Origin of the sequence: Mesorhizobium sp. M7A.F.Ca.US.007.01.2.1, from assembly GCF_003998165.1 — a bacterium.
Lineage (GTDB): Bacteria > Pseudomonadota > Alphaproteobacteria > Rhizobiales > Rhizobiaceae > Mesorhizobium > Mesorhizobium ciceri.
Window position 1 is genome coordinate 1 of the sequence record NZ_RZQP01000113.1, and the last position, 19396, is coordinate 19396.

Annotated in this window: 16 protein-coding genes; 3 read left to right on the plus strand and 13 right to left on the minus strand. The window is 63.1% G+C overall.

The window, feature by feature from the left end; translation table 11 throughout:
* Positions 1-607, plus strand: a 607-nt coding sequence (locus EN949_RS20160) for a DUF3445 domain-containing protein (RefSeq protein ID WP_164782518.1), incomplete at its 5' end; no start/stop codon positions are given.
* Positions 608-661: 54 nt separating this feature from the next.
* On the opposite strand, the gene EN949_RS20165 is transcribed toward EN949_RS20160, so the two are convergent.
* Entirely contained in the window at positions 662-1378 is a 717-nt protein-coding gene (locus EN949_RS20165) for an XRE family transcriptional regulator (RefSeq protein ID WP_013532893.1), read from the minus strand.
* A gap of 318 nt (positions 1379-1696) precedes the next feature.
* On the opposite strand from EN949_RS20165, the gene EN949_RS20170 reads away from it, so the two are divergent.
* Positions 1697-3055: an NAD(P)/FAD-dependent oxidoreductase gene (locus EN949_RS20170; RefSeq protein ID WP_013532892.1), complete on the plus strand. Its 1359-nt coding sequence runs from the start codon at positions 1697-1699 to the stop codon at positions 3053-3055.
* Positions 3056-3068: 13 nt separating this feature from the next.
* On the opposite strand, the gene EN949_RS20175 is transcribed toward EN949_RS20170, so the two are convergent.
* From EN949_RS20175 to EN949_RS20205, 7 genes are all read right to left on the minus strand, one after another.
* Complete coding sequence (locus tag EN949_RS20175) at positions 3069-3446, minus strand: GFA family protein (protein WP_013532891.1); 378 nt, start codon at positions 3444-3446, stop codon at positions 3069-3071.
* A gap of 29 nt (positions 3447-3475) precedes the next feature.
* A complete protein-coding gene (locus EN949_RS20180) occupies positions 3476-5458 on the minus strand; it encodes an ABC transporter permease subunit (protein ID WP_027163834.1) in 1983 nt (660 codons plus the stop codon).
* Positions 5455-6540, minus strand: coding sequence for a glycine betaine/L-proline ABC transporter ATP-binding protein (locus EN949_RS20185; RefSeq protein ID WP_013532889.1), 1086 nt, complete (start codon positions 6538-6540; stop codon positions 5455-5457). The genes EN949_RS20180 and EN949_RS20185 overlap by 4 nt, the downstream gene beginning before the upstream one ends.
* 77 nt (positions 6541-6617) lie before the next feature.
* Entirely contained in the window at positions 6618-7592 is a 975-nt protein-coding gene (locus tag EN949_RS20190) for an ABC transporter substrate-binding protein (protein ID WP_027163833.1), read from the minus strand.
* A 419-nt stretch (positions 7593-8011) separates the two neighbouring features.
* Positions 8012-8776, minus strand: a complete 765-nt coding sequence (locus EN949_RS20195) for an SDR family oxidoreductase (protein WP_013532887.1) — start codon at positions 8774-8776, stop codon at positions 8012-8014.
* Positions 8777-8856: 80 nt separating this feature from the next.
* Entirely contained in the window at positions 8857-9747 is an 891-nt protein-coding gene (locus EN949_RS20200; protein WP_164745786.1) for a DUF427 domain-containing protein, read from the minus strand.
* Positions 9744-11399, minus strand: coding sequence for an ABC transporter substrate-binding protein (locus EN949_RS20205; RefSeq protein WP_127371074.1), 1656 nt, complete (start codon positions 11397-11399; stop codon positions 9744-9746). Before EN949_RS20205 ends, EN949_RS20200 begins: the two co-directional genes overlap by 4 nt.
* Before the next feature lie 112 nt (positions 11400-11511).
* On the opposite strand from EN949_RS20205, the gene EN949_RS20210 reads away from it, so the two are divergent.
* Entirely contained in the window at positions 11512-12414 is a 903-nt protein-coding gene (locus EN949_RS20210) for a LysR family transcriptional regulator (RefSeq protein WP_127367377.1), read from the plus strand.
* 25 nt (positions 12415-12439) lie between these two features.
* Here EN949_RS20210 and EN949_RS20215 read toward each other — a convergent pair whose 3' ends face one another.
* From EN949_RS20215 to EN949_RS20235, 5 genes are all read right to left on the minus strand, one after another.
* Complete coding sequence (locus EN949_RS20215) at positions 12440-14470, minus strand: ABC transporter ATP-binding protein (RefSeq protein WP_127371075.1); 2031 nt, start codon at positions 14468-14470, stop codon at positions 12440-12442.
* A complete protein-coding gene (locus tag EN949_RS20220; protein WP_127371076.1) occupies positions 14463-15341 on the minus strand; it encodes an ABC transporter permease in 879 nt (292 codons plus the stop codon). Before EN949_RS20220 ends, EN949_RS20215 begins: the two co-directional genes overlap by 8 nt.
* A complete protein-coding gene (locus tag EN949_RS20225) occupies positions 15338-16321 on the minus strand; it encodes an ABC transporter permease (protein ID WP_181172681.1) in 984 nt (327 codons plus the stop codon). Before EN949_RS20225 ends, EN949_RS20220 begins: the two co-directional genes overlap by 4 nt.
* Before the next feature lie 100 nt (positions 16322-16421).
* Positions 16422-18086 (minus strand): ABC transporter substrate-binding protein, encoded by a 1665-nt coding sequence (locus EN949_RS20230; protein ID WP_127371756.1) that lies wholly within the window; start codon positions 18084-18086, stop codon positions 16422-16424.
* Positions 18087-18332: 246 nt separating this feature from the next.
* On the minus strand, positions 18333-19259 hold the full coding sequence (locus EN949_RS20235) for a mandelate racemase/muconate lactonizing enzyme family protein (RefSeq protein WP_245472467.1): 927 nt from the start codon (positions 19257-19259) through the stop codon (positions 18333-18335).
* Positions 19260-19396: the final 137 nt, after the last annotated feature.

The window sequence follows — 19396 nt, forward strand, 5'->3', positions numbered from 1 at the left end:
GGAGTACATCACCCGCCAGAGCCAGGGCGACTTCTGCATCCTCGACCAGCGCGACGGCAATCTGTGGATGGATGCCGGCATGGTCACCACCCAAGCCGACTGGTCGCTCGATTTTGACATCGGCATGAACTTTTTCGAATGGCACGCGCCGGTGCCGCTGGCGCATGAGAAGGGGATTTTTGTCAGGGCGCTGAAATTCCTCACCAACATCCAGCAAGGCAAGCCGGCCAGGCGCCTGAACTGGACGATGACCATCAATCCGCGCCTCGACACCAGCCCCGAAAACTATCACAAATGGGGTCCGGACCGGGCTACGGTGACGCCGGAAAATGTCGGCGACAAAGTGCATCTGCGCGTCGAGCTGCAGAGTTTTTGGCGCCTGCCGCGCTCGAACGGCATCGTCTTTCCGATCCGCTGCTATCTGATCAAGATGGATGAGCTGGTGACGCAACCAAAATGGGCCCGGCGCTTGCACCGCGTCATCCGCGACCTGCCCGACGAACTCGCCAACTACAAGGGCCTGACCCGATATAGGTCAACGTTGGTCGAGTGGCTGTCGAAGCTCGACGACGGCAGCCCGACGAACCCTGGGTTCGGGCCGGATTGAGCGACGCCCGCGAAGCTGCCGATCTCCCCCTCGTGGGGGGAGATCGAGTCCCGCTCAACCCGCGCTCTGCGGATAGCAGATAATCGACAAATACCGCATCGGCAGTTTCGTCAGCTGTTCCGGCCCGTGCGGCGCGTCGGCGTCGAAGAACAGGCTGTCGCCGGGCTTCATCGGGTAGAGATTGCTGCCGTGCCGGTAAACGACCTCGCCCTCGAGCATATAGAGGAACTCCATGCCCTCATGCTGGAAGGTCGGAAACACGTCGGAATCCTCGGTCAGCGTGATCAAATAGGGCTCGACGACGACGCCGCTGGTATTGGAGCCGATATGGCCGAGCAGATTGTACTGGTGACCGGCGCGCGTGCCGCGGCGCTCGACATCGAGGCCTTGGCCGGCCTTGACGAAAACGGCGCTGCGCTCTTCCTCGAACCGGCGGAAGAAGGCAGTGACCGGGACGCCGAGCGCCCGCGACAGCGCCTGCAAGGTGGTCAGTGACGGCGAGGTGATGCCATTCTCGATCTTCGACAGCATGCCCAGCGAAATGTCGGTGGCGACCGCCAGATCGGCGACGGTGATGCCGAGCTTCTTGCGGAAGGCGCGCACCTCGCGGCCGATCGCCACCTCCAGCACCTTTTCGCGCGTGTCGCGAATGGCATGCGGGTTCTGCGTCAGCGGCGCGCGGATGGTTTTCCCGTCGGCCGAGACCTTTGGCTGCGGCTTGGCCTTTGCACCGGCTGGACCAGCCTTGGAATCGGAAACCTTCTTCGCCATGTCGCCCCCGGCACTCCTGCGGATTTATTTCACTCTAGGTGAACATGTCAGGTGCCGATACAGCAGCGCAACTGCGACGGCAAGTCGCCTGAAAGCGCATGCGCACGATCCGGCGTTTGGCCGCGTCCGGTTTTTTGCGGGAAATCCACATCGGCGGAACGTTGTTTCCGCACCGGGCTGTTGACAGCACGAAAGGGCCAATTACTGTCCCTGTGAGTGAAATTTGTTTCGTAAGAGCAATTCCGGGAAAAGCGCATAGCGCTTTCCGCTTGGGATTTGCGTCAAGGCAAAAGTCGAAACCAGATCGGGAGGCCTGCCATGAAAAGTCGCGTTGCCGTCATCGGAGCCGGCCCATCCGGCCTGGCACAGCTCAGGGCCTTCAAATCGGCGGCCGACAAGGGCGCCGACATTCCCGAGATCGTCTGCTTCGAAAAGCAGTCGGACTGGGGCGGCCTGTGGAACTACACCTGGCGCACCGGTCTCGACGAGCATGGCGATCCGGTGCACGGTTCCATGTATCGCTATCTCTGGTCGAACGGACCAAAGGAATGCCTGGAATTCGCCGACTATACTTTCGAGGAGCACTTCGGCCGGCCGATCGGCTCCTATCCGCCGCGCGCCGTGCTGTGGGACTACATCAAGGGGCGCGTCGAGAAATCAGGCCTGCGCAAATGGGTGCGCTTCAACAGCCCGGTGCGCATGGTGACGTTTTCGGACGAGACGAAGAAATTCACCGTCACCGCGCATGACCGAACCAACGACGTCACTTATTCCGAAGAGTTCGACAATGTCGTCGTCGCCTCCGGGCATTTCTCGGTACCCAACGTGCCCTATTTCGAGGGTTTCTCCACCTTCAATGGCCGCATCCTGCACAGCCATGATTTCCGCGACGCGATGGAATTCAAGGGCAAGGATATCCTGATCATCGGCCGCTCCTATTCGGCCGAGGACATCGGCTCGCAATGCTACAAATACGGCGCCAAATCCATCACCTCCAGCTACCGCTCGAAGCCGATGGGTTTCAAATGGCCGGAGAATTGGAAAGAGGTGCCGCTGCTGCAGAAGGTCGTCGGCAAAACCGCGCATTTCAAGGATGGCACGACCAAGGATGTCGACGCCATCATCCTGTGCACCGGGTACCTGCATTCCTTCCCCTTCCTGACCGACGATCTGAAGCTCAAGACAGCCAACCGCATGTGGCCGCTCGATCTCTATGAAGGCGTCGTCTGGGAGAAGAACCCACAGCTTTCCTATATCGGCATGCAGGATCAGTTCTACACCTTCAATATGTTCGACGCGCAGGCCTGGTTTGCCCGCGACGTCATCATGGGCCGCATCAAGCTGCCCTCGGCCGAGGCGATGGCCGCTCACGGCGCGAAGTGGCGCGCGCGTGAGGAAACGCTGGAAGACGCCGAGCAGATGATCTGGTTCCAGGGCGACTACACCAAGGAATTGATGGACCAGACCGATTATCCCGGTTTCGACGTCGAGGCGGTCAACCAGACCTTCATGGAATGGGAACACCACAAGGGCGAAGACATTATGAGCTTCCGCGACCACGCCTACCGCTCGCTGATGACCGGCACCATGGCGCCGCTGCATCATACGCCGTGGCTGCAGGCGCTCGATGATTCGATGGAGAGCTATCTTGAGGTGAAGGGCGTTGCGGCGGAATAACGAGTGGGCGCCGTCAGGCCGGCGCCTCGACCCAACCGTGGCGACTCTCGCCATAGACAGACTGCGTCGGCGCCGGAAATGCCGGGTCTCCGAAGCAGCCGACTGCGACGGCTACCGCCGCCGGTTTTCGTGACGGATACCAGAAGACCGTTGAGCCGCACGTTCCGCAGAAATGGAAGGTGACGGGAAAGCCGCTGTCGGAATCGCGTTGGAATGTCTGGAATGAGCCGCTGATCTCGGTCTCGGCGGCATCGAAGAAAGCGGCGATCCCGAACGGACTGCCGGTCCGCCGCTGACAGTCCAGGCAATGGCAAAGCGAGACCTTGGCCGGCTCTTGCGGGCAGCGGATCTGCAATTGGCCGCAGGTGCAGTGAGCGATCCGGCCAGTCATCATTCTCTCCTGTGTCGGGGCGGCTAATCCTAACCCAGCCTTGCGCGCGCCTTCGCCGTCCAGGCGCTGAACAGCCGGTCGGCGACGATGCCGATGAAGGCGATGGCGAGACCGGCGACGATGCCGCGGCCGGAATCGGCTTTGGACAGTGCGATGAACACTTCCTGGCCGAGATCGCGGGTGCCGACCATGGCGCAGATGATGATCATTGCCAGCGCCATCAGGATCGTCTGGTTGACGCCCAGCATGATCTCCGGCAGCGCCAGCGGCAGTTGCACGCGAAAGAAGGTCTGGCGCGGCGTGCAGCCCGAAACCTTGGCCGCCTCGATCAGCGCCGGCGGCACCTGCCTGATGCCGTGATTGGTGTAGCGGATCGCCGGCACCACGGCGAAGGCGATCGTCGCGATCATCGCGGTGACGTCGCCGACCCGAAACAGCATCACCACCGGGATGATGAAGCAGAAGGATGGCAGCACCTGCAGCGTATCGATGACCGGCGTGACGATTTTCTCGAACCGGTCGCTGCGCGAAGCCATCAGCCCGATCGGGATGCCGATCAGGCAGGCGATGAAGGCCGAAATACCGCAGAGATAGACCGTCGCCATGGTCTTTTCCCACAGGCCGGTGATGGCGCAGAAGGCGGTCAGCGCGGCGACGAGGACGGCGAGACGCAGGCCGGAGAGTTGATAGCCGGCAAGGCCGAGCAGGAAGACGGCGCCGAGCCACGGAAAGCCCTCGCAAAAGGCGCGCAGCGGGTTCAGCAGATTGAGGATGAGCGCCACGCGAAACGCTTCGATCGTGTCGAAGAAATTGATGGTCACCCAGTTCACCGCCGCCTTCCACAGCGGCGCCGTGGTGAAAGTGATCGCTTTCGGCACCACTGCCAAGGCCGGCACGAACAGGCCGGACAGTGTTGTCACGACAAGGATGGCGATGGCCAGCGTCAGGTTGGGGTAGCGCCGCCAGAGGCTCGGGCTTACCTCCTGATGGACATGGCCCTTTGCTTGGCTGTGCGCGATGGCCTGGCTCAGCCGGTCGAGTGCGATGGCGAGTGCCACAATGGCAAGGCCGGCTTCCATCGCCTCGCCGACCTTCAGCGCACGTAGCGCCAGGAGCACGTCGTAGCCGAGGCCGCCGGCACCGATCATCGAAGCGATGATCACCATGTTCAGCGCCAGCATGATGACCTGGTTGACGCCGACCATCAATGTCGGCCGCGCCGACGGCAGCAGCACCCGCCACAGTTTCTGCTGCGCCGTGCAGCCGGCCATTTCGCTGAAATCGTCGATCTCCGACGGCACCCGCGACAGGCCGAGCATCGTTGCTCGCACCATCGGCGGGGTGGCGAAGATGGCGGTTGCGATCATCGCCGAGACCGGGCTGTTGCCGAACAGCAGCAGCATTGGGATGAGATAGGCGAAGGTCGGGATCGTCTGCATCAGGTCAAGGGCAGGGGAGACGATGAGCCTTTCGGCCCACGGCTTGCGCCACGCCCAAATGCCGGCGAACAGCCCGGTGACGATGCAGAACGGCACGGCGATGGAGATCAGCCCAAGCGTCAGCATGGCGCTGGTCCATTGGCCGAACAGCGCGATATAGAGAAAGCAGCCGCCGACCAGCAGGCCGAGCTTTCTGCCGCCGGCTGCATGCCCGGCGATGAAGGCGGCAGCACAGACGCCGACCCAGGACAGCCGCGGCAGGACATAGGCGTCCGCGCCGTGACCGATCTTGAAATTCTTGGCCAGCAGATTGAGCGCGAAATCGAGCGGAACGCCGAGCACAGCGGTGATCGAGCGGGTGAGCCACGACAGGTTCGACTTGATCCAGCGCATCAGCGCGCTGATCCAATCGGCGACCGGCACGACGGCGCTGGCCGGATAATTGACCGCCCAGGGCAGGTGGTCTTGCAACAGGAACACGACAAGCGCGGCCGCGAGTGCCACCGCCCAGACGAGCAGCCAGACCTGAACCGGGCGCGACCGTGTTTCGCCGGCGCTTGCCGTCACCGTCATGTGCCGGCTCCGGAACGCTCAATGCCGGCCAGCAGATCGATCACCGCTTGCGGCGTCACCTCGCCGATCGGCTTGCCGCTGCCGTTGACGACCGCGAACGGCTTGTTGGCGGCAACGATGCTGGCGGAAAAGCTGGATATCTTGGCCTCCGGCGCCACCGTTCCGCCGTGCTCCGAGCCGTCGCAGGCGCGCATGAGGCTGCGTGCCGAGATCACCTTGGCGCGGTCGACGTCGCGGGTGAACTCGGCGACGTAGTCGGTCGCCGGATTGACCACCAGTTCCTCCGGCGTGCCGATCTGGATGACCTCGCCATCCTTCATGATGGCGATGCGGTCGGCCAGCCGGATGGCCTCGTCGAAATCATGGGTGATGAAGACGATGGTCTTGTGCAGCATCATCTGCAACCGCATCAGCTCGTCCTGCATCTCGCGGCGGATCAGCGGATCGAGCGCCGAGAACGGCTCGTCGAGGAACCAGATTTCCGGTTTTGTCGCCAGGCTGCGGGCGATGCCGACACGCTGCTGCTGGCCGCCGGACAGTTCGCGCGGATAGAAATGCTCGCGACCCCTTAAGCCGACAAGCTCGATGACCTCGCGCGCCCTTGCTTCGCGTGTCGCCCGGTCCTGCCCCTGGATGCTGAGTGGGAAGGCGATGTTCTCCAGCACGTTGAGATGCGGCAACAGCGCAAAATTTTGGAACACCATGCCCATGCGGTGTCGTCGCAATTCGATGAGTGCTGCATCGGAGATTTTCAGCAGGTCATTGCCCTCGAATTCGACCTTGCCGTGGGTCGGCTCGACCAGCCTCGACATGCAGCGCACCAGCGTCGACTTGCCGGAGCCCGACAGGCCCATGATGATGAAAATCTCGCCCTGGCGGATTTCAAGGTCGACGGCGCGCACCGCGCCGACCAGCCCGGCAGCCGTGACGTCGGCCATGCTGGCCTTGCCGTCACGTTCACGGATGAAATTGGCCGCGTTCGATCCGAACAATTTCCAGACATTGCGGCAGGCAAGCTTTACCGGACGGGCGTCTTTTGGCGCGCCCGCCGTGTTTGGCTCCTGTTCAGTCCTGTCCGTCATTCGAACGTCCCTCTGGAATATCAACAAGTGAGGCCCGGCTGGTCAGCAGCCGGGTCTCATTTTTCCAGTCGGAACGATCACTGCGCCCAGGCTTTCCAGTCGGCCTCGTGGGCGGCGATCCAGGCAGCTGCGACGTCTTCCGGTGTCTTGCCGCCGAGATCGATCTCGCCGCTCATCTTGTTGAGCTCATCGGTGTCAATCGTGTAGGCCTTGGCCACCTTGTAGGCGACCGGCCATTTGTCCTTCATGCCGGACCAGGAGTATTTCCAGATCTCGCCATGCGGCTTGCCGCAGTCATATTTGGCGTCGGGGTTCACGCCCCATTTCGGGTCGTTGTAGCACTCGGGCGTGTATTCCGGGAATTCAACCCACTCGCCCTTGTACTTGGCCGGCGCCCAATGCGGCGAATAGATCCACAGCATGATCGGCGCCTTGCGCTGATAGGCGGAATCGAGCTCGGCGAACATCGCCGCGTCGGTGCCGGCATGGATGACGGTGAAGGGCAGTTTCAGCGCCTCGACGCGCTCGTCGTCAAAGCCTTCCCAGGTCACCGGGCCGCCGAGATAGCGTCCCTTCGGTGCGGTCTCCGCCGTCGAGAAGGCTTCGGCGCATTTCGGGTCCTTTAGCGCTTCCCAATTGGGCAGGCCCGGGCATTTCTCCTTCATGTATTCCGGAAACCACCACTCTTCCTTGGCCTTGGGTCCGAGCTTGCCCAGCCGTTCGGTCTGGCCGGTCGCATCGGAAGCCTTCATGGCTTCGCCGGCGGTCGTGTCCCAGAACTCCAGGCCGACATCGAGATCGCCATTGGTGAGGCCCGTGGTCAGGCTGGAGAGGTAGTCGGCCGTGGGATACTCGACGGTATAGCCGAGCTTTTCCAGGATACCGCCAAGGATCTTGGCGTTCAGATTGACGCTGGTCCAGTCGAACAGCGCGATCTTGATCGGATCGTTGGATTCTGGTGCGGCGGCTTGGGCGGAAGGTGTCAGTGCACTCGCCGCGGCGAGTGCGAAGGTTCCCATTGTTAAGTTCGAAATCACACTGCGAAGTGACATGCTTGTTCTCCTTCAAGCTGTGAAAATTATCGTTCGTTCCCTTCTTGCGGCTTTTCTTGATTGTGTTGGAAAGGCTGGTCTTTGCGCAAGGCCGTCGGCGCCAGATTGTTGCCCCGGCTTTGGCCGGCGCAGGCAAGATGGTGCTCAATTCTAGTGATGATGGAACAGGACTGCAGTGTCGGCGTCATGGTTGCCGACGGATCGCTGCGGGGGCGGTCATCTGCGGATCGATTGCCAGTCTTGCGGCGCCTTGCAAGGTGCGAGCCATCAAGGTCTCATGTTCTCGGCTGTCGACCCGGCAAGCGCCATCTCGCCAAGCCAGTTTCATGGGATGAAATTATATATATCAAGGTTCATGTCGCGCAACGACTAACACCGCGCGAGGCGTATAAATTCAGACTGCAGGCGAAGTTGAACCTCTACCAGCAGACGTAGCCGCCATCGACAATCAGGTCGAGGCCGGTGACGAAGCTCGCTGCGCGGCTGGCCAGGAACACCGTCGGTCCGACCATTTCCTCCGGCGCCGCCATCCGCCCCATCGGCGTGTCGCGCTTGAAGATCTTCACCTCTTCGGCCACCTCAGGCCGCTTGTTCATCGGCGTCAGTGTGTAGCCCGGGCTGACGACATTGACGCGCAGGCCGCGATCGGCCCACTCCATGGCGAGACTCCTGGACATGTGGATGACGGCGGCCTTCGAAGAGTTGTAGTGCGCCTGCGTCAGGCCCCGGTTGACGATGGTGCCCGACATCGAGGCGATGTTGATGATCGAGCCCTTGCCTCGCACCAGCATCTTGCGCGCTTCGGCCTGACAGGACAGGAACACGCCGGCGACATTGACCTCGTGCACCTTCTGCCACGTCTCCAGCGGCATCGTCTCGGCGGGTTCGGAGCCGGCAATGCCGGCATTGTTGACCGCAACGGTCAGCGCACCGAGTTCGCTCTCGACTCGATCGATCGCCGCCGCCAGATCGCTCTGCGATGTCACTGTACCGTTCAGCACCAGCGCCTTGCGGCCGAGTGCCGTGATCCGGTGCGCCGTTTCATCCAGCCCACCTTTCGACGCATGACCAAAACAGGCGATGTCGGCGCCTGCCTCGGCCAGCCCGATCGCGATGGCCTGGCCGATGCCGCTGCCGGCGCCGGTGACCAGCGCGACATCGCCATCCAGCTTGAAAAGATCCATCGAGTGTCCTCCCTGTCCCAGGGAGGGTATGCGCTGACCCGTGCTTCGATCAAGCGCCCGCGCGCAAGCGGCGTCGATGCCTAGAAATAACCGCTCGACGCGGCCGTGGCTTCCTTCGGGATTTCGACGCCATCGACCAGGATCTTGTCGACCAGCTCGTGGTGGAAACAGACCAGCCCCTTGATGCGCTCCGCCTCGTGCACCGGCTCAGGATAATACCAGACCAGGTTCTCGTGGCGCTTGGCCTTGGTCGTCACGTGATAGTAGTTGGAGATGCCCTTGTAAGGACAGCGCGAGATGTAGCGGCTGGGCGCGAACATATCGAGCCGCGTGTCGGCGATCGGCAGATAGTGGCGCACCGGATGGCCGGTCTCGAACAGGAACACGCCGCGGCGTGAATCGGCGACCTGCTCACCATCGAGGATGACCTGCACGCGCCGCGACGACGGCAGGCAGTCGACGCGGCGGAAGGGATCGCGGGCGTGGACAAAGATCTCCTCGTCCTCCTCGAACCAGTGCCCCATCTTGCTCCAGGTGAACGACATGTAGTCCGATATCGGCGGACAGCCCTTGACCGGATCGAGATAGCGCCAGGCCGCGTCCTCGACCAGCGTGATGCCGGTGTTGAGCGAATAGTGGGTGGCTGTGCCCTTGAATGGGTCCTCTGTCGTGGTCTTGCTCGGCAGCAGGAACTCCTCGCGAACGTCGCCGATCGGAAAATAGTAGACCGGCAGATGATCGGATTCGTAGAACACCAAGGCGTTGGTCGTATCGGCCACGGTCATTGACCCCACCTGCACGCGCAGGCGCTTCTGCGTCGGCATGGTGAAGGCTATGTAGCCCGGCTCGAAGTCGTACTGCACGATGCTGTCGAGCAGCGGAAAATGCGGCCCGCGGCCGCGCAGATGAGGCTTGCGAATGGTAGTCTCCCGTTTTGTTTCTTTTGTCATCGGGCGTTGAGGCACGATCAGCTCAGGGACACGCGATCGAGCAGCAGGCCGGCGGCGATCGGCGGCAAGCCGCTGACATTCTTGCGCACCGGCACCAGCAGATCGGGGAAATAGCTGAAGATGACAGGCGTCTCGTCGAGCAGCAGTTTCTGGATGTCGGAGGCGGCAGCGCGCTGCGCGCCGACATCGAGCGCCTTGAGATAGCTGGTGACCATGCCGTCATAGGCCGGGCTCTTGAAATGCGCCGCATTCCACGGACCGTCGCTGACCAGCGGGCTCTTCAGGAAGACGTTCGGCACGCTGCGATGGGCGTAGTCGGTGATGCCAAGTGGGCTGTCCAGCCAGTCCGACTGGCCGAACACCGCCTTGCCGTAATATTTGTCCTGGTCTTCGATGTTGAGCGAGATGCGGGCACCGATTCCCTTGGCGAAATTCTGGAACAATTGCGCGTAGCCGGGAATGTCGGAATAGCGCAGCGTCGTTAGCGTGATGTCGAAACCACTGGCAAGGCCCGCCGCCTCCAGCAACTGCTTGGCCTTGGCGATATCCTGGACGCGCTGCGGCACCGTCTTGTCGGTTGCGGGGAAAGCGGGTGCGAAGGGGCTGTCATTGCCGGTCGCCGCCATGCCGCGGCACAGCCCGTCGACCAGCTTGGAGCGGTCGATGCACAGCGCCAGCGCCTGGCGCACGCGCTTGTCGGTGAAGGGGCCGGTGTCGCAGCGCATGTGAAGCTGCCGGTGCGCGGTCGAAGCGACACGCAGCACCGTGATATCAGGACTGTTCAGCACCACCTGGCTTACATCGAGCGGAACGGCGTCGAGGATGTCGACCTCGCCGGCCTGCAGCGCCAGGATGCGCGGTTGCACGTCGCCGTAGAATTTGAATTCGAGCCGGTCAGGCAGCGCCTTCTCGCCCCAATAGTCGGTATTGCGGATGAAGGTCGCGCCGACCTTTGGCGTGTAGGTCTCCAGCCGGAATGGCCCGGTTCCTTCGAACGTCTTTTCGTAGTCGCCCTTGTAGCTCGCCGGCAGGATGACGGCGTTGTAATTGTCGATCGACACCGAATAGGGAAAGCTGCCATTCGGCGCATCGAGATGGAAGGCGACGGTGTGGTCGTCGACCTTCCGGGTGCCGCCTTTCGACAGCAGCCCCTTGAACACGGAAAGTGCATTAGAAGCGCCGTTGGGGTCGGCCAGCCGGTCGAAGGTCGCGACGACGTCGTCGGCCTTGAAATCCTCGCCATTGTGGAATTTCACGCCCTTGCGCAGCTTGAACGTCCAGACGCTGCCGTCCTCGTTCGGCGCCCAGCTCTCCGCCAGCACCGGCTTCAAGGTGAGGTCCGGCTGCGTGATGCAGAGAAATTCGGCGGTCTGGAAAACCAGCTGGTAGCTGCCGCTGTCATAATAGGTGACGGGATCGATGGCGCCGCCCGGCGTCGCCACGCCGGCGCGCACCGTGCCGCCCGGCTTGCCCTCCGCGCGTGCTTGCTGCGTGCCGAGGCCGGCGGCCGCGACAAGGCTGCCCAGGAACGGCAGTGAGAGACCAAGCACGCTGCCATGGCGCAGGAAGTCGCGGCGGTCCATCCTGCCGGCCAGCAATTCGTCGACAGCGGAATTTTCGATTGCAGTGAGCGTTCTGCGAGCGTTGTCGATCATCCGGAAATGCTTGGGCATGGCTGGATTCCTCGCGTGTCTTGGGGTTCGGCCATCTAGTTCATTATTGACTGCCGCCGGAAAGCGATATTTTTTGATAGGGGTCATCGAAATTTTCGATGCAGAGGTGGGCATGGACACTGAAAATCTGCGCAGCTTTCTCGAAGTCGCCACCCATGGCAGCTTCACCGTCGCAGCCAGCCGGCTCAACCTCGCGCAGTCCACCGTCAGCGCACGGATCAGGGGGCTGGAGGAGCAGTTGGGCCGCCGGCTTTTCGTGCGCGACCGCGATGGCGTCACGCTGACGCCGGCCGGCCGGCAGTTCCTGCCACATGCCTCTTCCATCACCCGCACCTGGGAGCAATCGCGGCAGGACATCGCCGTTCCCGATGGCTACGAGACCTTGCTGCGGCTGACCGCGCCTGCCTATCTGTGGGACCGCATCACCTCGCCATGGGTCGAGTGGATGCGCACCAGGCGGCCGAACGTGGCGCTGCGGCTTGAAGGCAGTTTCCCGGACTCGGCGATCGACCAACTGGCGGAAGGCCTGCTCGATATCTGCATCCTCTATCTGCCGCGGCCGCATCCCGGCATCGTCTACGAAACGCTGGCGGTCGATCAGGTCGTGCTTGTCCAGCATGCCGCGCAGACCAGGCCGTGGACCGAAAACTACATTCTGATGGATTGGGGGCTGGAGTTCCGCATCGAGCACGACCGCGCCTTTGCCGGCATGGTCAAGCCCGCCATATCGGCCGGACTGGTCTTCATCGGGCTGCAGCACGTGCTGTCACAGCAGGCCGCCGCCTATCTGCCGCTCAGCGCCGTCAGCGGTCATATCGAGCGCGGCGAGATGCGGCGCATCGACAATACGCCGGTGTTCCAGCGGCCGATCTACCTCGCCTATCCCTCGAACCCCGCCTCGTCGGATGTTCTGGATGTCGCGCTCACAGGCCTGCGCACGCTGGCCAGGAACTGGGCCGAAGGGCAGGGCTTTTCGGAAGGTGACCGTGCTCTCAGCATGGCCGGCCAGGTCTGACTGGCCAAGCCACGGAAGCGCGGCGCTATGCCGGCTCGGTCACGGCCGCTCTCTGCAGCCTGGCCAGTTCGGCATATGGAATGTGGCAGCGGATCGAATGGCCGGGCTGGGCCTCGCTCAGCGGCGGCTCCTGCTGTTCGCAGATCGGACCGATCTTGCGCGGGCAGCGCGTGTGGAACACGCAGCCCGACGGCGGATTGGTGGCGCTCGGGATTTCGCCGTCGAGACGAATGCGCGCCGTCTCGGTCTGGTCGAGTTTGGGCACGGCCGACAGCAGCGCTTCGGTGTAGGGATGATGCGGCCCGGAAAAGACCTCTTCCGTCGGTCCGAGCTCCATGATGCGGCCGAGATAGAGCACGGCGATCTTGTCGGAGAGGTAACGCACCACGGCCAGATCATGCGAGATGAAGATGTAGCTGACGTCTTCCTTCGACTGCAGGTCGGCGAGCAGATTGAGGATGGCCGCCTGCACCGAGACGTCGAGCGCCGAGGTCGGCTCGTCGCAGACGACGATGCGCGGGTCGCCGGCGAAGGCGCGGGCGATGGCGACGCGCTGCTTCAGGCCGCCGGACAGTTGGCGCGGTTTTACAGCCAGATGCCGGTCCGTAAGCCGCACCGAGCGGACGAGGTCGTTGAGACGAGCCTCCAGCGCCTTGCCGGAGAGGCCCGCCAGCCGCTTCAGCGCGCGTCCGATCAGATGCCGGATCGAATGCGATCGGTTGAGTGCGGAGTCCGGGTTCTGGAAGACGATCTGCATCGCCTTGATCTGGTCGTCGCTGCGGTTCTCCAGCCTGGGCGCCAGCGCCTTGCCTTCGAGCTCGATGGTGCCGCCTGCGTCCGGCGGCACAAGGCCGAGCAGCAGCCTGGCGAAGGTCGTTTTGCCGCTGCCGGATTCGCCGACCAGCCCGAGCGTTTCGCCGGGCCGCAGGTCGAGCGACACGTCCTTCACGGCGCGCAGTGCATGGCCATGGCTGGCATAGGTCTTGTTCAGCCCGGTGACGCGTAGCACCGGCGCTGCCGCCGCCCTTGGTACAGCCGCCACATCGCTCGGCGTCGCGCGCGGCAGCGCCTGCGCCTTGTCGTGATGAAAGCAGCGCGACAGCCGGCCGCCCAGATCGTAGAGCGGTGGCAATTCGCTGCGGCAGCGGTCGTCGGCGAGCGCGCAACGGTCGGCGAAGGCGCAGCCCTTGATGTCGGCCCCGATGCCGGGCAGGAAGCCGGGAATGGTATCGAGGCGGCCCTGGTCCTTGCGCTGGCCCCCGCGCGGCAGGCAGCGCAGCAAGGCTACGGTGTAGGGATGGCGCGGGTCGTTGAAGACGACCTCCGTCGGTCCTTCCTCGACCAGCATGCCGGCATAGAGCACGCCGACGCGGTCGCACATGTTGGAGACGACGGCGAGGTTGTGGCTGATAAACAGGATCGAGGCCGAGAGTTCTTGCCGCAGCTGCGCGATCAGGTCGAGCACTTCGGCTTCCACCGTCGCATCGAGGCCGGTGGTCGGCTCGTCGAGGATCAGCATCGAGGGATCGTTGGCCAGCGCCATGGCGATCGCCACGCGTTGCTGCATGCCGCCAGAAAGCTGGTGCGGGTAGCGCTGCATGACGCTGACGGGGTCGGAGATGCGCACGCGGTTCAGCATGGCAATCGCCCGGTCGGTGGCCGCTTGTCCCGAAATGCCGCCGAGTTCAAAAATCTCGGTCAACTGACGGCTGACGCGGATCGACGGGTTCAGCGCCTTGCTCGGGTCCTGATAGACCATGGAGACGCTTTCGGCCCGCGCCCGCCTGAGCGCCTCGGCGTCGAGTTTCATCACGTTCTGGCCGTCGAGCGATATCGTGCCGCCGGTGATAGAGCCGTTTCTCGGCAGATAGCGCACCACCGTAAGCGCCACGGTGGATTTGCCGCAGCCGGATTCGCCGACCAGCCCATAGGCTTCGCCCTGGCCGATGGTGAGGCTGAGGTTACGCAGCACGGCGCGGTTGCGGCCGGCGACGCGGTAGGCAACCGAAAGATCGGTGACTTCGAGTGCGTTTTCGGCCTTGGCGGAGTTAGTCATTGAGCGCTCCGTGAACGCCGTCGGCCGCCAGATTGACGCCGATGACCAGCGAGGCGATGGCGAGCGCATCGAACAGCACCGTCCACCAGAAGCCGCCGCCGATCATGCCGTAATTGTTGGAGATCGACAGCCCCCAGTCGGGCGAGGGCGGCTGGATGCCGAAACCCATGAAGGAGAGCGTGGCGACGGCGAAGATGGCATAGCCGAGCCGCACGGTGGTTTCGACCAGGATCGGCGGAATGACGTTGGGCAGGATCTCGACGAACATCGTATGCAGGGCACTTTCATGCCTTAGCTGCGCGGCAGCGACATAGTCGAGTTCACGCTCGGCCAGCACCGCGGAGCGCACGGTGCGCGCGATGATCGGCGCGAAGCTTAAGCCGATGACGACGATGACCGTCGTCTTCGAGGTGCCGAGCGCAACGATCGCCAGCAACGCAACGATGACCACCGGGATCGCCATGAAGGCTTCCAGGATTCGGCTGACGACATCGTCGACGAGGCCGCGAAAATAGCCGGTGACGAGGCCGAGCGCCGTGCCGGCCACTGTCGCCAGCAAGGTCGCCAGCGGGGCGACGGTCAGGATGTCGCGCGAGCCGACGATGACGCGCGAGAAGACGTCGCGGCCGATCTGGTCGGTGCCGAACCAGTGTTCGGAAGAAGGCGGCGCCAGCGCGTTGATGATGTCGTCGGCGAGCGGGTCGTAGGGTGCGAAGTGCTCGCCGAACAGCGCGCAGGCAACCCAGAACAGCACGATGGCGAAACCGACAAGGAATGTTCGCGAGCGCAGCAGCGAGAAAAAGACCTCGGCCAGCGGGCCGCGCGGGCGCGTGTCGTCGGATCTCGAGGAGGTGGTCTGGATGGTGCTCATTGGTCTGACCCCAGCCGGATGCGCGGATTGAGCACGGAATAGAGGAAGTCGGCGACAAGAGTGGCCACGGCATAGACGATGCCGATGGTGAGGATGCCCGATTCCAGCATCGGGAAATCCTTGCCGCGGGCGGCAGTGAAGATCAGCGAGCCGATGCCCTGGTAGCGAAACAGCGTTTCGATGACGACAAGGCCGCCGATGAGGTAGCCGGTCTGCGTGGCGATAACGGTGATGGTCGGCAGCAGCGCATTGCGCAGCACATGGCGCCAGATCACCGTGCGCCAGGGCAGGCCCTTCAGCACGGCCGTTCGCGTGTAGTCGGAATCGAGCGCTTCGATCATGCCGGAGCGCGCCATGCGGGCGATGTAGCCGAACAGCACCAGGAACAGCGGCAGCGACGGCAGGATCAGGTAGTAGAGCTGCGTGAAGAAGCCGGCGTCGCGCGGCCATGCGGCCGATATCGGCAGCCAGCGCAGCCAGACACCAAAGATCAGGATCAGGATGATGCCGGTGACGAATTCCGGCAGCACCGTCACCGACAGACCGCCGAGGCTGATGATGCGGTCGAGCGGGCGGTTGAGGTTGAGCGCGGCGACGACGCCGCCGAGGATGCCGATCGGTACCACCAGCACGAAGGCGACCGCCGCCAGCTTCATCGAATTGCCGAGCGCATCGATGACGAAAGGCGCGACCGGCGAGCGGAAGATGTAGGACGTGCCCATGTCGCCCTGGACGAAATTGGAGATCCAGCCCCAGTACTGTGCCAGCAGCGGGCGATCGACGCCGAGCGTGTGATTGAGCGCGTCGACCGCGCGCTGGTCGGCGAATGGACCCAATATGGCGCGCCCGACGTTGCCGGGCAGCACCTGGCCGCCCAGGAACACCATGATGCTGAGCAGGAACAGCGTCACCAGCGACAGCGAGACACGCCGGGCAAGGAAGGAGAGAATGGCTAAGACTCCTTGTGGAGCCAGCCCCATGCGGGAGCTGGCTGTTAGAGGATTGGCTTTCCCTTTGAGCATGATCCCGAAAAGTGGGGACCGGTTTTCGGAAAAGGTCATGCTCCAACAAAGAGTTAGTTCAGGCTTTCGATGCCTTGTCGAGGAACAGCTGCGACATGGCGGTCGGCTGTACGCCGGCCACGCCCTTCGCCGTCGCCGTCAGATAGTCGTAGAAATAGCCGAAAATAACAGGCGTTTCCTCGAGCAACAGCTTCTGGATCTTGCCGGCGTCGGCCTTCTGCGCCTCGAGGTCGAGTGCTGCGATGTAGCTGGTCGCCAGCGCGTCATAGTCCTTGTTCTTGAAATGCGCCGCATTCCAGGTGCCTTCGCTCTTCAGCGGTGCCGCAAGATAGACGTTCGGCACGCCGCGGTGGCCGTAGTCGGTGATGCCCATCACCGAATCCAGCCAGTTCGATTTGCCGAACACCGCGTCTCCGTAATAGCCGCTCTGGTCGAGGATGTTGAGATCGAGCTCGACGCCGATCTCCTTGACCCAGTTCTGGATGAGCTGGGCGTATTCGGGGATTTCCAGGTAGCGTTCGGTGGTCAGGGTTATCTTGAAGCCCTGGCCAAGGCCGGCTGCTTCCATGAGCTGCTTGGCCTGGGCGATATCCTGCTTGCGTTGCGGCACGCTCGTATCGGTCGAAGGATAGACGGCGGCGAACGGGCTGTCATTGCCCAGGGCGGAGCGTCCCTTCATCAGGCCGGCGGCCAACTTGTCGCGATCGAGGCAGAGCGCAATGGCTCGGCGCACGCGCGCATCCTTCAACGGACCCTCGTCGCAGCGCATGTGCAGCTGCTGATGGGCCGACGACTTCAGGCTGATGATGTCGATGTTCGGATCGTTGAGCAGAGCGACGCCGGCCAACACCGGCATCTGGTTGATGATGTCGACCTGTCCGCCCTGCAGCGCCAGGATCTGCGGCTGCATGTCGGTGAAGAAGGTGAATTCGGTGCGCTCGGGCAAGGCCTTGGGACCCCAATAGTCCTCGTTGCGGACGAAGGACGCGCCGACCTTTGCCGTGTATTTCTCAATTCTGAACGGCCCGGTGCCGTCGAAGCTCTTTTCGTAGTCGCCCTTGTAGCTCCCCGGGATGATGACGGCGTTGTAGTTGTCGGACGACACCATGTAGGGGAAGTTGCCGTTCGGCGCATCGAGGTGGAATTCCACCGTGTAGTCGTCGACCTTCTTTGAAGCGCCTTTCTGCAGGATGCCGGTGAACACCGACAGCGCATTGGACGAGTTGGCCGGGTCGGCAAGGCGGTCGATGCTGGCCACGACGTCGTCGGCCTTCATCTCGCCGCCGCTGTGGAATTTTACGCCCTTGCGCAGCTTGAAGGTCCACACCGTGCCGTTGTCGTTCGGTTTCCAGCTTTCGGCCAAGGCCGGCTGCAGCACCAGATCGGGGCCGTCGACGCAAAGGAATTCGGCAACCTGCTGCATGATCAGCAGGCCGCCGGCGTCCGCAATGCTGACCGGGTCGATCGTCGCCGCCGGCACACTGCTGGCGACGCGGATGGTGGCGCCCGGCGCGCCCTGGGCGCGCGCCAGCGACGGCATGCCGCCAAGGCCGGCGGCCATGCCTATGCGGCCCAGCAGCGGCAGCGACAGGCCGAGCAGGCTGCCGTGACGGACGAAGTCGCGGCGGCTGACCCTGCCGTCGACGAGGCCGTCGATCAGGTGATTTTCAAGCGGCGTGCGATTGCGCCGGATCAGGTCGAGAATGCTGTGGTTCTTGCTCATGGGTTTTACCCTTTCCCCTATTTCTTATGGTTGACGAAATTTTCGTGGATTGCTCCATTTTCCCGGCATCGGAGGCCTGTCTACCGGAACTTTAGCATGCGGTTTTGTCCGGTCCATCCAGTCGTGGCGTGGACGCTCGGGATTGTTGGCTGCACGACTTCCACCGTCTTTGTCCAACCTTCCCGACCGAAGTCGCGGCGGTTGGCTTCTCGTGTCTGGCCGTCGGTCTTGGCCGCTAGCCGTCATCTAGTTCAGCGGCAAACGGCGATAGGTTCCGGGCTTTGCCGGGTCATGATACTTGTTGCACGGTCCTTTCTCGGTAAAGTCTCTGTGACAGGCAGCGAGGTTTTCGCGCGACAAGGTGACGCCGAGACCGGGACCTTCCGGAACGCGCACGACATTGTTTTTCGGCGAAAACGGTCCTTCCTCGGTGACATCCATCGGCAGCATGCGAAACAGCGACTGGTTCGGCTCCCTGATCCAGCCGAGTGCCGCGCACAGATGCAGATAGGCGGCGCTGCCGATGCCGCTGTCGCCGCTGTAGCACCAGAAATCGATCCCGGCATGCTCGCAGGCGCCGACGAAGCGCAACAGCCGGCCGATGCCGCCATGCGTCGTCGGGTTGCCGACGAAGGCGTCCGGCACTTTGGTTTCCATGGCGCGCGCAATGTCGATGTTGTGGGTCGAGAACGGGATCGGGCAATGGCGCCGCAACTCGCGCATCTCCTCGATGGTCGCCACCGGATCCTCCCAGTTGCGCACGCCCAATTCTTCCAGCGGGCGCGCCAGCCGCCGCGCGGTGCTGAGCGAATAGGCCTGGTTGGAATCGATACGGATCATCGCATCGTCGCCGAGTTTCCTGCGGATCAGCTCGACCATCCTGAGCGAGATTTTCGGATCTTCGGTCGAGAACTTGCCTTCGAAGAAAGTCGTTCCATGCGTCTCGTGCAATTCGACGCAATAGTCGGCGACTTCCTCGGGCGCCGTCTCGCCCTTCACCTTTGGCCCATCACCGCGCAGCGAAAAATAGTCGGTGAACGGGATATCCTTGCGTACGGCGCCGCCGAGCAACTGGTAGAGCGGCTGGTTCCACGCCTTGCCGCGCAGGTCCCACAAAGCCATCTCGATGGCGCCGAAAGCCATGATGCGTGTGCGGTCGTTGATCGACTGCACGCCGGTCCAAAAGGCAGGCAGACATGCTCGGCGCCGGCGATGTCGAAGGCATCGCGCCCGACCAGCCGCGGCGCCAGGACATCATTGATGATCGCGGCCGCCGCTGGCGTCGGCGCTTCGCCGAGGCCGACCAGGCC

Coding starts and splice junctions, on each gene's coding strand:
- EN949_RS20205 (WP_127371074.1), bottom strand. CDS start 11,399: ATGCCCAAGCATTTCCGGATGATCGACAACGCTCGCAGAACGCTCACT.
- EN949_RS20165 (WP_013532893.1), bottom strand. CDS start 1,378: ATGGCGAAGAAGGTTTCCGATTCCAAGGCTGGTCCAGCCGGTGCAAAG.
- EN949_RS20230 (WP_127371756.1), bottom strand. CDS start 18,086: ATGAGCAAGAACCACAGCATTCTCGACCTGATCCGGCGCAATCGCACG.
- EN949_RS20185 (WP_013532889.1), bottom strand. CDS start 6,540: ATGACGGACAGGACTGAACAGGAGCCAAACACGGCGGGCGCGCCAAAA.
- EN949_RS20190 (WP_027163833.1), bottom strand. CDS start 7,592: ATGTCACTTCGCAGTGTGATTTCGAACTTAACAATGGGAACCTTCGCA.
- EN949_RS20170 (WP_013532892.1), top strand. CDS start 1,697: ATGAAAAGTCGCGTTGCCGTCATCGGAGCCGGCCCATCCGGCCTGGCA.
- EN949_RS20225 (WP_181172681.1), bottom strand. CDS start 16,321: ATGGGGCTGGCTCCACAAGGAGTCTTAGCCATTCTCTCCTTCCTTGCC.
- EN949_RS20180 (WP_027163834.1), bottom strand. CDS start 5,458: ATGACGGTGACGGCAAGCGCCGGCGAAACACGGTCGCGCCCGGTTCAG.
- EN949_RS20220 (WP_127371076.1), bottom strand. CDS start 15,341: ATGAGCACCATCCAGACCACCTCCTCGAGATCCGACGACACGCGCCCG.
- EN949_RS20210 (WP_127367377.1), top strand. CDS start 11,512: ATGGACACTGAAAATCTGCGCAGCTTTCTCGAAGTCGCCACCCATGGC.
- EN949_RS20215 (WP_127371075.1), bottom strand. CDS start 14,470: ATGACTAACTCCGCCAAGGCCGAAAACGCACTCGAAGTCACCGATCTT.
- EN949_RS20195 (WP_013532887.1), bottom strand. CDS start 8,776: ATGGATCTTTTCAAGCTGGATGGCGATGTCGCGCTGGTCACCGGCGCC.
- EN949_RS20175 (WP_013532891.1), bottom strand. CDS start 3,446: ATGACTGGCCGGATCGCTCACTGCACCTGCGGCCAATTGCAGATCCGC.